The 13,733-nt window shown below is 58.4% G+C and carries 10 protein-coding genes; 5 read left to right on the top strand and 5 right to left on the bottom strand.

The window, feature by feature from the left end; genetic code table 11:
* Positions 1–1,075, bottom strand: a 1,075-nt coding sequence (locus WAW39_RS04965) for an MFS transporter (protein WP_422316385.1), incomplete at its 3' end; no start/stop codon positions are given.
* Positions 1,076–1,416: 341 nt separating this feature from the next.
* Between WAW39_RS04965 and WAW39_RS04960 the strand changes: the two genes are divergently transcribed.
* Positions 1,417–3,375 (top strand): LTA synthase family protein, encoded by a 1,959-nt coding sequence (locus WAW39_RS04960; protein ID WP_422316383.1) that lies wholly within the window; start codon positions 1,417–1,419, stop codon positions 3,373–3,375.
* Between the two features lies 1 nt (position 3,376).
* Here WAW39_RS04960 and WAW39_RS04955 read toward each other — a convergent pair whose 3' ends face one another.
* Positions 3,377–4,936 carry an N-acyl-D-amino-acid deacylase family protein gene (locus WAW39_RS04955; protein WP_422316381.1) on the bottom strand — a complete coding sequence of 520 codons (1,560 nt, stop codon included), beginning with the start codon at positions 4,934–4,936 and terminating at the stop codon, positions 3,377–3,379.
* Between the two features lie 87 nt (positions 4,937–5,023).
* Between WAW39_RS04955 and WAW39_RS04950 the strand changes: the two genes are divergently transcribed.
* Positions 5,024–5,947, top strand: a complete 924-nt coding sequence (locus WAW39_RS04950; protein WP_422316379.1) for a D-alanine--D-alanine ligase — start codon at positions 5,024–5,026, stop codon at positions 5,945–5,947.
* Positions 5,948–5,952: 5 nt separating this feature from the next.
* Here WAW39_RS04950 and rarD read toward each other — a convergent pair whose 3' ends face one another.
* From rarD to gap, 3 genes are all read right to left on the bottom strand, one after another.
* Positions 5,953–6,843, bottom strand: coding sequence for an EamA family transporter RarD (gene rarD, locus WAW39_RS04945; protein WP_422316377.1), 891 nt, complete (start codon positions 6,841–6,843; stop codon positions 5,953–5,955).
* Positions 6,833–8,005, bottom strand: coding sequence for an MFS transporter (locus tag WAW39_RS04940; RefSeq protein WP_422316375.1), 1,173 nt, complete (start codon positions 8,003–8,005; stop codon positions 6,833–6,835). The genes rarD and WAW39_RS04940 overlap by 11 nt, the downstream gene beginning before the upstream one ends.
* Before the next feature lie 117 nt (positions 8,006–8,122).
* Positions 8,123–9,172, bottom strand: coding sequence for a type I glyceraldehyde-3-phosphate dehydrogenase (gene gap / locus WAW39_RS04935; protein ID WP_422316373.1), 1,050 nt, complete (start codon positions 9,170–9,172; stop codon positions 8,123–8,125).
* Between the two features lie 134 nt (positions 9,173–9,306).
* Here gap and WAW39_RS04930 point away from each other — a divergent pair, with 134 nt between their 5' ends.
* The 3 genes from WAW39_RS04930 to WAW39_RS04920 all read left to right on the top strand — a co-directional run bounded on the left by WAW39_RS04930 (position 9,307) and on the right by WAW39_RS04920 (position 13,707).
* Positions 9,307–10,341 carry a hypothetical protein gene (locus WAW39_RS04930; RefSeq protein ID WP_422316371.1) on the top strand — a complete coding sequence of 345 codons (1,035 nt, stop codon included), beginning with the start codon at positions 9,307–9,309 and terminating at the stop codon, positions 10,339–10,341.
* A gap of 105 nt (positions 10,342–10,446) precedes the next feature.
* Positions 10,447–10,827 (top strand): BlaI/MecI/CopY family transcriptional regulator, encoded by a 381-nt coding sequence (locus WAW39_RS04925; RefSeq protein ID WP_422316369.1) that lies wholly within the window; start codon positions 10,447–10,449, stop codon positions 10,825–10,827.
* A 6-nt stretch (positions 10,828–10,833) separates the two neighbouring features.
* Complete coding sequence (locus WAW39_RS04920) at positions 10,834–13,707, top strand: M56 family metallopeptidase (RefSeq protein WP_422316367.1); 2,874 nt, start codon at positions 10,834–10,836, stop codon at positions 13,705–13,707.
* The last annotated feature ends 26 nt before the right edge of the window (positions 13,708–13,733 follow it).

The following is a 13,733-nucleotide window of genomic DNA, read 5'->3' as shown; positions in this document are numbered from 1 at the left end:
CAACGAGAGGTCCATATGCCGTCCACAGCCAGCCCATGAGCAGGCTGGCAGGCAAGGCTCCAATGCCGGTGATGAAATTGAAGCTGCCAAAGGCACGGCCACGCTGGGCGTCTGGATAAAAATCAGCCACCAGCGCACGCTCCGTTGATTCCGTCATGCCGTAGAAGAGACCATAGGCGACAAACAAGGCCCAGATGTGCCAGGGCTGTTTCGCGAGGCCAAAGCCCACATACACCAGCGCATACATGCACCAGCCACCGATGATGAGCCCACGACGGCCGATGCGATCACTCAGCACGCCTGCAGGATAGCTGCTCAAAGATTTTACCAAACTGAGCGCCAGCCACAGCAGCGGCAGACTGCTGACAGGAATGCCGACCGCCTGCGCTCGCAGCAGCAGGAAGGCATCGCTCGAATTTCCAAGCGTGAACAGCAGCACGGCGCCGAGATAGCTCTTGAAGGCGGGCGTGACATTGAACGGAACCACGGATTTGTCCGCAGGAGGTGCTGCAGGAAGCACCTGGTCCCGTGCGCCAAAGATCAGACACCCCATCGCACCCACCATGGGGATCACGGCGATCCAAAACAGCACCCGGTAATCACTCGTGAACCAATGGAGCATGATCCACGCAATGAGTGGTCCGAATACAGCACCAGCATTGTCCATGGCACGCTGCACACCAAAGGCCGCACCACGCTGCTCCGCCGGCACTGAGGCCGCCAGCAAGGCATCGCGCGGTGAAGCACGGATGCCTTTGCCGATGCGATCGATGAAACGTGCGCCCAGCACTTGTCCACCTGTTGCTGCAATGGCAATCAGTGGCCGTGTGAGCGCACTGAGGCCGTATCCTGCGATCATGAGTGGCTTGCGTTTCCGCACCCGGTCAGACCACCAGCCGCTGGCGATTTTCAGCAGGCTTGCCGTGGACTCTGCGATGCCTTCGACCAATCCCACAAACGCCATGTTGGCCCCCAGCACCGTAGTGAGAAACACCGGCAGCAGCGGGTACACCATCTCGGTGGAGACATCGGTGAAAAAGCTCACCCATCCCAGCGCCCAGACAGTGGCGGGCAATCTGTACCGGGGTGGCGGTTTCATTGGCATGCGCGACGATGCCACCGCTGCCGTAGACCTCAAGAACTCGTGGCCGTGAAACTCCATCAATTCGAGAACTAATCATTCTTTACGAAGCTCAGCACGTCTTCGTGATTCGGGAAACCATCGAAGCCCCGTGGCCCAGATGCGATTTGCCAGTGCTTTACCAGCATGTTGTCATGACAGCGTCCCCGCCTTCATGAGAGGTTTTTCATCTTGCAGGCAAAATCATAACCCGGCATTTCATTACCACCTCGTCAGCCTGCATCCACGCTCTTTTTACTTATCCAACCATGACTCCCGACCCACAACCAACTGTCATGCCCAGACGACTGACACCACGATCGACCATCGCCCGGGGTGCCCTGTTGATCACCGCCATGTTTCTGCTGATTGCGCTGCTCATCCGTGTCGCGCTTTTGATTCAAGGGCGGCATGACATCGCGTGGAATCTTTCCCTGCTCGGCTCGTTCGGCTTTGGCCTGTGGTATGATCTGCTGGCCGCCGGGCATGCAGTGGTGCCATGGTTTTTGCTCACCCTGCTGCTGCCAGCCGTGATGTGGCGCAGCAGGGCGGCCCCATGGGTGGTGTCTTTTCTCCTCCTGCTGTACGCCGTGGTGTTCATTTTCATCGGCGTGGCGGAGTGGTTTTTCTGGGATGAGTTTCAGGTGAGGTTCAATTTCATCGCGGTGGATTACCTCGTCTTCACCCAGGAGGTGATCGACAACATTCAGCAGTCCTACCCGATGCCGCTGATCTATGCAGGACTGGCGCTCGCCGGCTCTGCTGTGGTTTGGGTGGCGTGGAGAATAGGCGCGGTGCGCTGGGTATGCGCAGGAGACAGCGTGTGGAAACTGCGCGTCCTGCCCGCACTCGGCAGCGCCCTCCTGGTAGTGGGCATCTCCTATCTTTTCTCGCAATCACAGCTCCCGCGCTTCAGCAACGAGTTCAATCGCGAACTGGCCAAGGACGGCCCCTATGCTTTCTGTGCCGCGTTCTGGGAGAGCGAGATTGATTACGAGCGCTTCTACCTCAAGCAAGACACGGACAAGGCGCTCGCCCGAGCGAAGGAACTGCTCACTCTTTCCGACACACCAAGTGCCAGCGTTGATCCACACGACTTGCGTCGCGTCATCAAACACGAAGGCGCGGAAAAGCGGTACAACATTGTCTTTGTCTCCGTGGAAAGCCTGAGCGCCGCCTTCATGAGCCACTTCAAGGTGAACTTCAAGATGCGCTCCTATCTCACTCCGAACCTCGACCGGCTCGCGGATGAAGGCATCCTCTTCACCAATCTTTACGCCACGGGCACCCGCACCGTGCGCGGGCTGGAGGCGCTCACCCTCAGCGTGCCGCCCACGCCGGGCCAGTCCATTGTCTGGCGGCCGATGAACACGAATCTCTTCACCTCCGGCTCCGTCTGCCGCAGCCGTGGTTACGACGTCAGCTACCTCTACGGTGGAGACGCGATGTTTGACAACATGCGCACCTACTTTTCCCGCAACAACTACCGGGTGATCGATCGCAGCACCAAACCCAAAAGTGAGATCACTTTCCAAAACGCCTGGGGCGTGGCGGACGAGGATCTGTTCCGCTGGGCCCTGCAGGAGGCGGACACGAACCATGCCGCAAGCAAACCGTTCTTCATGCACGTCATGACGGTGTCCAACCACCGTCCCTTCACCTTCCCGGACAACCGCATCGACATGCCGCAGGGATCCCGTGATGCCGCCGTCAAATACACCGACTGGTGCATCGGCGACTTCCTCGAAAAGGCAAAATCAAAGCCGTGGTTCGCCAACACGATCTTTGTCGTCGTGGCAGATCATTGCCACGGCAGTGCAGGCAAGGTGGAGCTGGATGTCACCAAGTATCACATCCCCTGCATCATCTGGAATCCTCAGCTGATCCAACCCCGCTCCTACGACCGCCTTTGCAGCCAGATCGACATGGTTCCGACACTCTTTGGCCTGATGAACTGGAGCTACACCACGCGGAACTTTGGCCAGGACGTTTTTTCTCCCGGCTACACACCAGACAAGGAGCGCATCTTTGTCTCGAACTACCAAAAGATCGCCTACATCACCCAGGGTGACTTTGCCATGCTCAAGCCCAAGCAGGAGTCCACTGTCGGCAAGGTCGATCTGAAAGCAGGGACGATCACACCTGACAAATCAGGAGCATTGCAGTCACGACTGGATGACACCATCTCGCTCTACCAGTCCGCCTCATGGCTCTTCCGCAACGGGCATCTGGGTGCAGAGACGGACAAGCCGTGAGTCACTGGCCCATCCTTAATGGACCGCCGCTGCGCACCTCCGTGAGTTTGCCATCGCGGATCGTGACGCCACCGTTCACAATCACATGATCAAACCCCTCCGCGTACTGATGCGGGTCGCTGAAGGTGGAAGGATCTGTGACTCTGGCAGGATCAAAGATCAAGATGTCGGCATGCGCACCCACTTGGAGCATGCCACGATCTTTGAGATGAAAAATCTGCGCAGGCAATGAGGTCATGCGGCGCACCGCTTCTGGCAAAGTGAGCAGCTTCAACTCGCGCACGTAGCGGCCCAGCACACGCACGTTGTTGCCGTAGCTGCGCGGATGCGGCACATCCTCGCCCAGACGACGCGGACCGCCATCGCTGGCGATCATCGTGAGCGGGTGCTTCAGGAAGGTCTGCAGATCCTCCTCGTTCATGCCGTGGAAAATGGCGCTGGCGCCTCCCTGAGCTTCGATCTCAAGGATGACTTCGATTTGCTCTTCGAGCGTGTCTGCACCGCGCCGCATCTTCGCCACCTCAGGAATGGTTTTGCCATTGAGTGAGGGATCAGCCTTGCAGCGGGCGATCACCGCATATCCGTAATCTTTGCGCCCCTGGCGGTCACGCATCTTGGCCATGCTGGCGATGATCGAGGCTTTCTTCTCAGGATCAGCTAGCCGCGCGACGAAGTCTGCCTGCTCGCCTTCGAGAGCGCTGTCTGGCAAGGTCTGCCGCAGCCCGGTGCTGGAGGCCGTGTAAGCATACTGGTCTTGTGTGATCTTCAATCCGTCCGCACGCGCTTTATCGAGCACTGCGAGCACTTCACGGGCCTTGCCCCAGGCCGTAGGACCTGAGAGCTTGATGTGTGAGACTTCGGCACGGATTTTCGCCTCGCTGGCAATTCGGATGATCTCATCCAGCGCCTCAAAAATGCGCACGGTTTCATAACGCATGTGGCTGACATAGATGCCGTCATGAGCTGCCGCGACCTTTGCCAGCTCGATGAGTTCATCCGTCTTGGCAAACGAGCCGGGCACATAAATGAGTCCCGTGCTCAACCCGACCGCTCCATCCTTCATCGCCTGATCGACCAGTCCTTTCATCGTGGCGAGTTGTTCCTCATTCGGCGCCCGGATGAAACTGCCGCCCATTCCCTGCTCACGCACGGAACCATGACCGATCAGCGTGGCCACATTGAGGGAAACTTTCGATTCCTCGATCTCCTGAAAAAACTTCGCCACATCCGTGCGCGAATGACCACAATTGCCGGTGATGATGGTCGTGACTCCCATGCGCAGAAAATTCTCCGCATCCGGGATGAGGCAGATGTCCTCGGAGTGGGTATGGACATCAATGAAGCCCGGGGCGGCCACTTTGCCGCCCGCATCGATGACCGTATCGGCTGAGCCTTCGACCTGGCCGACCGCCACAATGCGCCCGCTCTTCACCGCGATGCTGCCATGTGCCAGCGGTCCGCCGCTGCCATCCGCAATCTGGGCGTTGGTGATGAGGAGATCAAAATCCGCCGCCAGGGTGGAACCCGTGAGCAGCAAGGCAAAAAAGAAGCCGGAATTCATGGTGACAGGGAAAGACGTGGCTGATGGCACGGACATTGCCAGGATTCCTTTTGCCAATCCGGCCTCCGCATTCCATATCTTCGCACCATGATCGACCTGACGAACAAGAAAATCGCCCTCCTGATGGGCGGCCCCGGCTCCGAACGCAAAGTTTCGCTCAAAACCGCCGAAAGCGTGGCCGAGGCGCTGCGCAGCAAAGGCGCCATCGTCGTCGAAGTGGATGTCACCGGCCCGGACTTCGAAGTCCCCGGGGATGTGTTCATCGCCATGAACCTGATCCACGGCACCTTTGGCGAGGACGGCCAGATTCAGGCCATTCTGGAACAGCGCGGCATCCGCTATACAGGTGCGGGCGTGACCAGCAGCCGCATCGCCTTCGACAAGCTTCTGAGCAAGGAACGCTTCATCGCCGCCGGTGTGCCGACTCCGCTCTCGCAAACCTATCCACTCGATGGCAGCCAGCCGCTGGCGATCTCCCTGCCCCTCGTCGTCAAACCACCGCGTGAAGGTTCCAGCGTGGGCGTGCATATCTGCCACACGCAGGCGGAACTCGATGCCGCCATTGAAGACGCGAAGAAATTTGGCAACGACACCCTGATTGAGGACTACGTGGCCGGCAAAGAACTGACGGTCGGCATTCTTGGCGACCAGGTGCTGCCGATCATTCACATCGAACCCGTCGAAGGCTTCTACGACATCAACAACAAGTACCCTTGGATGGGCGGCACCGGCAAAACGAACTACAACTGCCCTGCCGACCTCAGCCCCGAGGTGACCAAGGCCGTGCAGGAGGCTGCGCTGAAAGCCTTCCGCTCCTGCGGCACCGAAGTCTATGGCCGAGTGGATGTCATGCTGCGTGACAGCGATCAAGCACCCTTCGTGCTCGAAGTGAACACCATCCCCGGCATGACCAGCAGCAGCCTGCTGCCCAAAGCCGCGAAGGCCGTGGGCATCGAGTTCCCGGATCTGTGCGCGAAGATCATTGAGCTGTCGATTGCGGCCAGACCCTGAGTCGCTCAGGCCCGGGAGGGCTTGCGCAGCCAAAGATCACTGCAAAACAGCAGCACGCCGAGCCAGATCAGGCCAAACGACACCAAGGAAGCGGTGCTGACCGGCTCATGATACACAAAGGCCCCCACCATGAACTGCCCCGTGGGCGCAAGGAACTGCAGCACTCCGAGCAGCGCGAACGGCAGCTGTCGTGCACCATGCGCGAAACCCAGCAGTGGAATCGTGGTGATGATGCCGAGGCCAACAATGAGCAGCAGATCATGCGCTGAAGCCGTGCCCCAGATGGGCATGCCGCTCTGCTGCGTCCAGATCAGGTAGAGCACCGCCACCGGGATGCCGACCACGGTTTCCACCGCCAGCCCCGGCAGTGAACCCAGCGGCGAGCGCCGCCGCGCCAGACCGTAGAGCGCAAAGCTCCCAGCCAGCAGCAGGCCGATCCACGGAAATCTCCCCAGCAAGACCAGTTGCGTCAACACCCCAAAAGCTGCGGAGGCGATGCTGAATTTTTGCAATCGCGACAGCCGCTCACCCAGCAAACGGCTGCCAATGAGCACATTCAACAAGGGATTGATGAAGTAGCCGAGGCTGCAGTCGATGATGCGCCAATGCTGCGCCGCCCAGACGAAGACACCCCAGTTGATGGCCAGCAAAAAGGCGGACCAGGCATGCGCTTTGAGCAGGCGCAGATCCCGCATGGAGCGCAGAAAACCGGTCCACTCGCCGCGCAGCATCAGCAGAGGCAGCACCGTGGCCAAGGTCCAGACCACACGCTGCGCCAGGGCCACGCCGCTGCCGAGATGACCAATCTGTTTCCAATACACCGGCAGCACGCCCCACAGGCCAAAGGCGATCACAGCACTCAGCACTGCATTGGCGGATGATTTTTCAGGATTCATGCAGCTGGGTTTTACGAGTGTAGAGAATGAGGAGCGCCGCCACAATGCCGAGCACGGCATTCATCACCCACAGCACGGTGGGATGATGATCATAAAGCGGCATGCCGAGCGCGGAGCTGGCGGTATTTCCCGCGCACCAGGCCAGACTGAGAAAGCCGACGTAACGCCCGCGCATGTCGTCAGGAGAGAGGCTCGCCGAATAGGCCTGCTGCCGCGAAAACGCGGACATCTCCCCCATCGTGAAAACCACCATCATCAGTACAAAAGCAGTGAGCGATCCGCTGATCAGGAAGGTGAGGAAACTGGCTCCCATCAGAATGTAGCCGAGCGCTAGCACCTGCTTGACCGGCCACAACCGCAGTCCTGCCGCCAGCGGCACCTCAAAGAGACAGATCATCACGCCATTCAAAGCCAGCACGAGACCGCACCAATGCAGCGGCAGGCCATTGCGCTCAAAGTGCAGCGGAAAAGTGGTGTTCGTCTGCCGGAAGATCCACGCCGTGCAGACGCAGGCGCCGAACAAAGCCAGGAAGGCGTGATTGGCACGAATCGACTGCCACGCATGGCCCCAGCCCGCATGCTCGCGCGCGGTGCGTCTGCCGCGCGGCAAAAACAGCCACGCGACGATGCCAAAGAAGGCCGAGGAAGCAGCATCCACCACGAAGAGCCAGAAGAATGAATACTCCGCTAGGAACCCGGCTGTCGCGGGGCCAAGGGACCACGCCAGGTTCACGGCAAACCTTTGCACCGCATAGGCGATGACGCGGTGCTCTGGCGGCACGATGTCCTGCACCAGCGCTGCGCTGGCCGGACTCCCCGCCTCATTGATGGCCCCCGTGATGAACGCCAGCGCTGCCAGCGCCCGCCAGTCCACTGCCTGCGACATGGCGATCATGCAGACTGCGCCCGCGAGCGCTGAGACAGCCATGGTGACATTCCGCCCTAGACGGTCCGCCATCCAGCCGCCGATCCCGGCGGCAATGAAGCCCCCTAACGAATACGCAGCCACGGCGTAACCGGCCTGCGTGGCCGTGTTGCCGTTCCGCGTGATGAAGAGCGCCAGGAACGGCACGACGAAAACGCCGAACCGATTGACGAAGGTCGCGCCTACGAGAACCCAGAAGGGTCTGGGCAGGAGCTGCAGTTGTGAAAACAGAGACATGGTTGGAAAGAGAAAAAGTGGTTCATGGGAAGTTGGGAGATGAGCAGGTACGCAAAACGGGCCGGCTCAGAAGAGCCGGCCCGTCGAAGGCTTTGAAGGTTGCTGTGTTCGTTTAGATTACAGGCCTTTGCTCACAATGTATTTCACGAGATCGACGACTCGGTTGGAGTAACCCCACTCGTTGTCGTACCAGCTCACCAGCTTGAAGAACTTGCTGTTCAGCTCAAGGCCGGAACCGGCGTCAAAGATGGAGCTGTGCTGGTCGTGCATGAAGTCGGTGCTCACCACTTCGTCGGCGGTCCAGTTCAGGATGCCCTTGAGGTAGGTTTCGCTGGCCTTCTTCATGGCGGCGGAGATTTCCTTGTAGCTGGTTTCCTTCTCCGTCTTCACGGTGAGATCGACCACGGAAACCGTCGGCGTTGGCACGCGGAAGGACATGCCGGTGAGCTTGCCCTTCACTTCTGGAATGGCGAGGCCCACGGCCTTGGCGGCGCCGGTGCCGGAAGGAATGATGTTGATGGCGGCGCTGCGGCCACCTTTCCAATCCTTGGCGCTCGGGCCGTCCACAGTCTTCTGCGTGGCGGTGTAGCTGTGGATGGTGGTCATGAGGCCTTCGGCGACGCCGAATCCTTCTTTCAGAAGGACGTGAACGACGGGAGCAAGGCAGTTCGTCGTGCAGCTTGCGTTGGAAACGACGTGATGATTGGCGGGATCATACTTCTCATGGTTCACGCCCATGACGATGGTGATGTCTTCATCCTTGCCAGGGGCAGAGATGATGACCTTTTTCGCGCCGGCGTCGATGTGACCCTGAGCCTTGCTGCGCTCGGTGAAGAGACCGGTGGACTCGATGACGATGTCCACGCCAAGCTCTTTCCATGGAAGTGCGGAAGGACCTGCGCGCACGGCGAGGCATTTGATCTCATGGCCATCGACCACCAGAATGTCGTCTGCAGCCAGATCAGGGCTGGATTTCTTGGAGGAAACGTTCTCACGGGCCTTGCCCTGGGTGGAGTCGTACTTGACGAGGTAGGCCAGATTGTCTGCAGGCACGAGGTCGTTCACAGCAACGACGTCGATTTCCTTGCCCAGGAGGCCCTGGTCACAGATTGCGCGAAACACGAGGCGGCCGATGCGCCCGAAACCATTGATGCCGATTTTGACCATGTTATTTGAGGTAGTTTGGATTTTTGAGGGATTCAGGATTACCGCCGGGGGGGGAGGGTGTCAACCGCCGAGGCAGCAGGATTCAGGCCGGAATGGGCTTTCCCCAGGGTGGACAGTTGCCATAATATGTTCTCATGAATAGGTTCGTCGCTGCGGTATCCTTGGTTGCAGGCATCGCGCTGCCCGTCTGCTGGTTTTGGCACAAACAAGCCGCACCACACACCGAGGCGAGAGCAACGCCACACTCCAGGTCTCTAGCAGATAAGCTGAACACGATTATCATCCCTGACTATCCCAACGCTGGCATCACCCTTGCAGAAGCTATTGAACACCTGAGCGTAAAGAGTCGCAAATACGATACCCTCAACACCGAATCTGGGATCAAGGGCGTGAACATCGTCATCATCGCCGGAGGCGAAAGACAACTGCCCGCCGCATCCGGACTCCCACTGCGAGATGTTCCTTTGGCTGAGGCATTGCGGCATGTCACCGGCCTTGTGAACTTGAAATACACGATCGAGCCGCATGCTGTAGCTGTCCGCGAGACACAAGACATGCGCACACCCGATTACCGAAACGCATCCGCCCTCCAGCGGCAGTTTGAAAAGAGGGTGCTTCCCACGGTCAATTGGCAAAACGCCAGCCTCGGAGAGGCTGTGGAGTATCTCCGGATCAGCCGAGGCTGCCTTGATGCCAGTGACACGCAGATCGTCGATGTTCCGTTTAATTTTGTGGTGCATCTCCGCGAAGCCATCAAACGACCTGCTGTCTCTCTAGAACTGAAAGACATCCCCATGAGTGAAGCTCTACGTTATTGCGCTGAAATATCCAATTCTAGACTCCGCTACGACACGGCTGCAGTGATGATCACTGACGTCGAAACGGATGCTTCTGCGCCGGAGAGCCCTGCAAACTCGCCAGTTTTTCCAACGGTGGAATTTCAAGACGCGACCCTCGCTGAATCACTTGATTTCGTCCGCATCAAGTCTCGGGAGTTTGGTCCAGACCACCGCGAAATCTCCATCCAGGTGAAACCGGGGGCATCTGGTCCGCCCATCACCCTCTCGCTGAAAAACATCTCCCTTCATGAGACGCTTCGGTACATCGCTGAGCTTTCTGGCCACAAGCTCTCGGTAGAAGGCGGCAACTATGTGCTGAGCCCTCTTTGACGCCGGGGTGCAGCCCCCTTCTCGCTCCCAGAAATTCGTCGTCACTACATTTGTAGTTGCCTTTTCACGACAAATGTAGTGAAATGATTTTAATTCCAAAAAATCATGCCAAACGCACCTGACATCGCTGAATCCGAATGGTCCGTCATGGAGGCACTTTGGGAGTCTTCTCCTCAGACAGCTTCTGAAGTTACCAAGGCGCTGCGCCCCACCATGAACTGGGCGGAAAACACTGTCCGCACCCTGCTCACACGCCTGGTGGAAAAAGGCGCGCTCAAGACCGCCGAGAACGCCAGCGGCACCCGCACCTTCCTCCCCGCCGTGAAACGGGAGGCCTGCGTGCGTGCCGAGAGCGAGTCCTTCATGCAGCGCATCTTCGGCGGCGCCGCCAAGCCCCTGCTCGTCCACTTCGCCCAAAACAGCAAGCTCACCGCGGAGGAGGTGAAGGAGCTCAAAAAGCTGCTCGACCAAAATCTCAACTCCTAACCCTCCATGAACACGCTCACACAAATCTTCGACTGGCTCCTCGCCGCCAGTCTTCGTGCGTCCCTACTCACACTCGCGACGCTGCTCGTTCAGGTGGCTTTTCGTCGGCACCTCACCGCCCGCATGCACTATGCCCTCTGGCTGCCTGTGCTTGTCGTTCTCCTCATGCCCGTGTTGCCACAAAGCCGCTGGAGCATCGAGTACGTCTTTCAAGCACAAACCCAGCCAGCACCATCGACACCCGCAGCCGTCTCTCCTCTGATGGCAGAAGCGGCCCCGGTTGTTTTCGACTCGGTCACTCCTATGCCCGAACCCATCCACTGGCAGCAAGTGTTCCTTCTTGCCTGGCTCGGCGTCTCCGCAGGCATGCTCGTCTTCGGCAGCGTCTCCTTCATGCTCACTCTGCGCCGTTTCAAACAAGCCCGCCAACCCGCCAGCGACGAACTCCTCGCAACGCTCGCCCAAATCGCCAGCGAAATGCACTTGCGCTACGTCCCGCGAGTTTTGATCGCCTCAAGTGTCAGCAGCCCTGCCGTCACCGGTCTCCTGCGCCCCACCTTGCTGCTGCCCACAGAGTTCGACCGAGAGTTCACGCCTGCCGAAACCCGGCTCGTCCTCAAGCATGAACTCATGCATCTCAAGCGTGGAGACCTCTCGCTCAATGCCCTCATGTGCGTGCTGATGGCGCTGCATTGGTTCAATCCCCTGCTCTGGATCGCGTTCTTCAAAATCCGTGCCGACCGCGAAGCCGCCTGCGATGCCCAGGTGCTCCAGAATGCCACCCGTGACCATCGCATCGCCTACGGCCATGCCCTCCTCAAAGTCGAAACAGCCTTCTCCCCTCGCGGCTTGAGTCTCGGCTTTGTCGGCATCTTCCAGCGCGGCGCCGCTTTGCGCTCCCGCATCCAGTCCATTGCCAAACATCGTACGCCTCATCCCACCATGAAGGCAATGATCACTATGTGTATCGTGCTCATGACCTTTTTCGGAGTCACTCGTGCTCAGCAGCCGAAACCCGCTGAGGATGCGCCGCTCATCGCAATTGAAGTGAAAATCGTTGAATTCGAGAAAGCCACCGATTGGAATTTTGACGGCAGGCTGCCAGCCGAAGAAACACAGCCTTTTCTCCCGGTGCTGCTGTCCGCCGACGAGTTCACCGTTCAACTGCGGGAACTGCTGAGGAATGACAGAACCAATGTCACTTCCTACCCACGCATAGTCACGGCCAACGAAAAGGAAGTCGTGATTAAAAGCATCGTGAACCAGCCCAGCAAAGACAAGGATGGTAAAATTGCCTATGTGCCAATTGGCCTCGTCTGCAAGTTCACGCCCACCGTGAGCGGTGATGCGGTCAACCTCGGCATTGATATCACCAACTCGGAGCTTTTTGACCCGGCAACAGGTGCGGTGGTCTCCGAGATCAAAGGTGAATATGCGAACGCCCGCAGCCGGGTTTACAAGTCCAATCAACAAATGCAGACCGGACAATCCTGTGTGATCGCCGGTTGGCATGACGGCAAACCTCAAAGCAAACGTCCCGTGCTTTACATCATCACCCCCCACGTGATCGATCCAAAAAGGGGCGGACTTGCAGCAGCCGCCCCCAGCGACTTCGCCGTTGGAAAATCCGTCTTTCGTCCTCGCGATTCCATGGTCATTACCTCCATGACGCGCTCAGCCGAGATGCTCACGGTCGGGGTGGACTATGAACTCGGCAGCGCAGATGAAGCCACCGCAACCCTAAACATCACTTCCACCACTGATCATAAAGCAGCCGCCTTTGATGCACGGCAGCAGGCTCTTTTGAAACGAGGCCGGGGCAGCTTCATCCTGCATCTCCCCAATCCTTCCCAAGGACTGCCACATATTACTTTCTACGACACCCTCACACACAAGCCATTCGGCGGCATCTACTTCGGCACTGAAGCAGAAGCCGCCAGGTCCCGGGCGCTTGATCTGAGTTACATGACCTCATCCGCTCAGACGAAAGCAGCATCCTCGGCGCTCAATCCACCCGACAAAATCAGTGAAATTGTCATCACAGCAAAGGAAACATCCATCGATCCCAGCACGGAAATTCAAACCGCAAAAGGTGACGCCAGATGCCAGGTGGGGGATACCTCCATTCAAGCGGCAGAACTGATCTGTGATCGTAAAGCCCATCAGCTTAAAATCCGCGGTCCGTTCACCATCATCAGTGGTGGCAGTCAAAAACACAACAGTACATCATCAGAATCCTCTGCTGTGCTGGATCTGGCCTCCGGCAAGCTGACCACCTCCGGAGCACACGTGACAGAAATTCTACCGCCGCCAGCCACCAAGGCTCAGGCGTCCAGCCCCATTGCACAGCCATCACCAAATGCCGCCGAGCCAAAGGCCGCCGAGTTGCGCAAAGCACGTCCGCAACAGTATGACTTCGCCAAGGCGAACCTCGGCGACGTGCTGCGTTTTCTCGCCACTGATGCCAGCATCAATTTCATTTCACTGCCGGATGACAATCCCATCAATCAAAAGCTGGTGACCTTCAGTATCAACGGCAGCCCGTTTGGGGTCCTTGAGACTCTTTGTCGCGCAAACGGTTTGGTGCTCACACTTGACCAGAACAGGTGGTTCATCCGTGTCGCCGATGATTCCGCTCTGGTCACGAAGGAATATGCCCTGCCAAAAACGCAGGCCAGCATCGAAACCATCCTCAAGGACATCAGCACGGTCATTGAGGGTGACGAAACCAAGCCTGTTGCAGACGCACCTCACCCAAGCGTGACCTTCAAAAAGGAACAGAACTCCGTTTCCGTGAAGGCCACCCGCCTGCAGCACACCTGGATCAGCGCCTATTTTCAAGGGCTGAGCAGTTCAGCGCAGTCCACCAAAACCAACTGATCCCCGGTTGAACTTGGATCAATGCT

The sequence above is a fragment of the Prosthecobacter sp. genome, assembly GCF_049294395.1.
Classification (GTDB): domain Bacteria; phylum Verrucomicrobiota; class Verrucomicrobiia; order Verrucomicrobiales; family Verrucomicrobiaceae; genus Prosthecobacter.
Note: the sequence above shows the minus strand (reverse complement) of the source record. Positions and strands in the feature narration are given on the sequence as shown.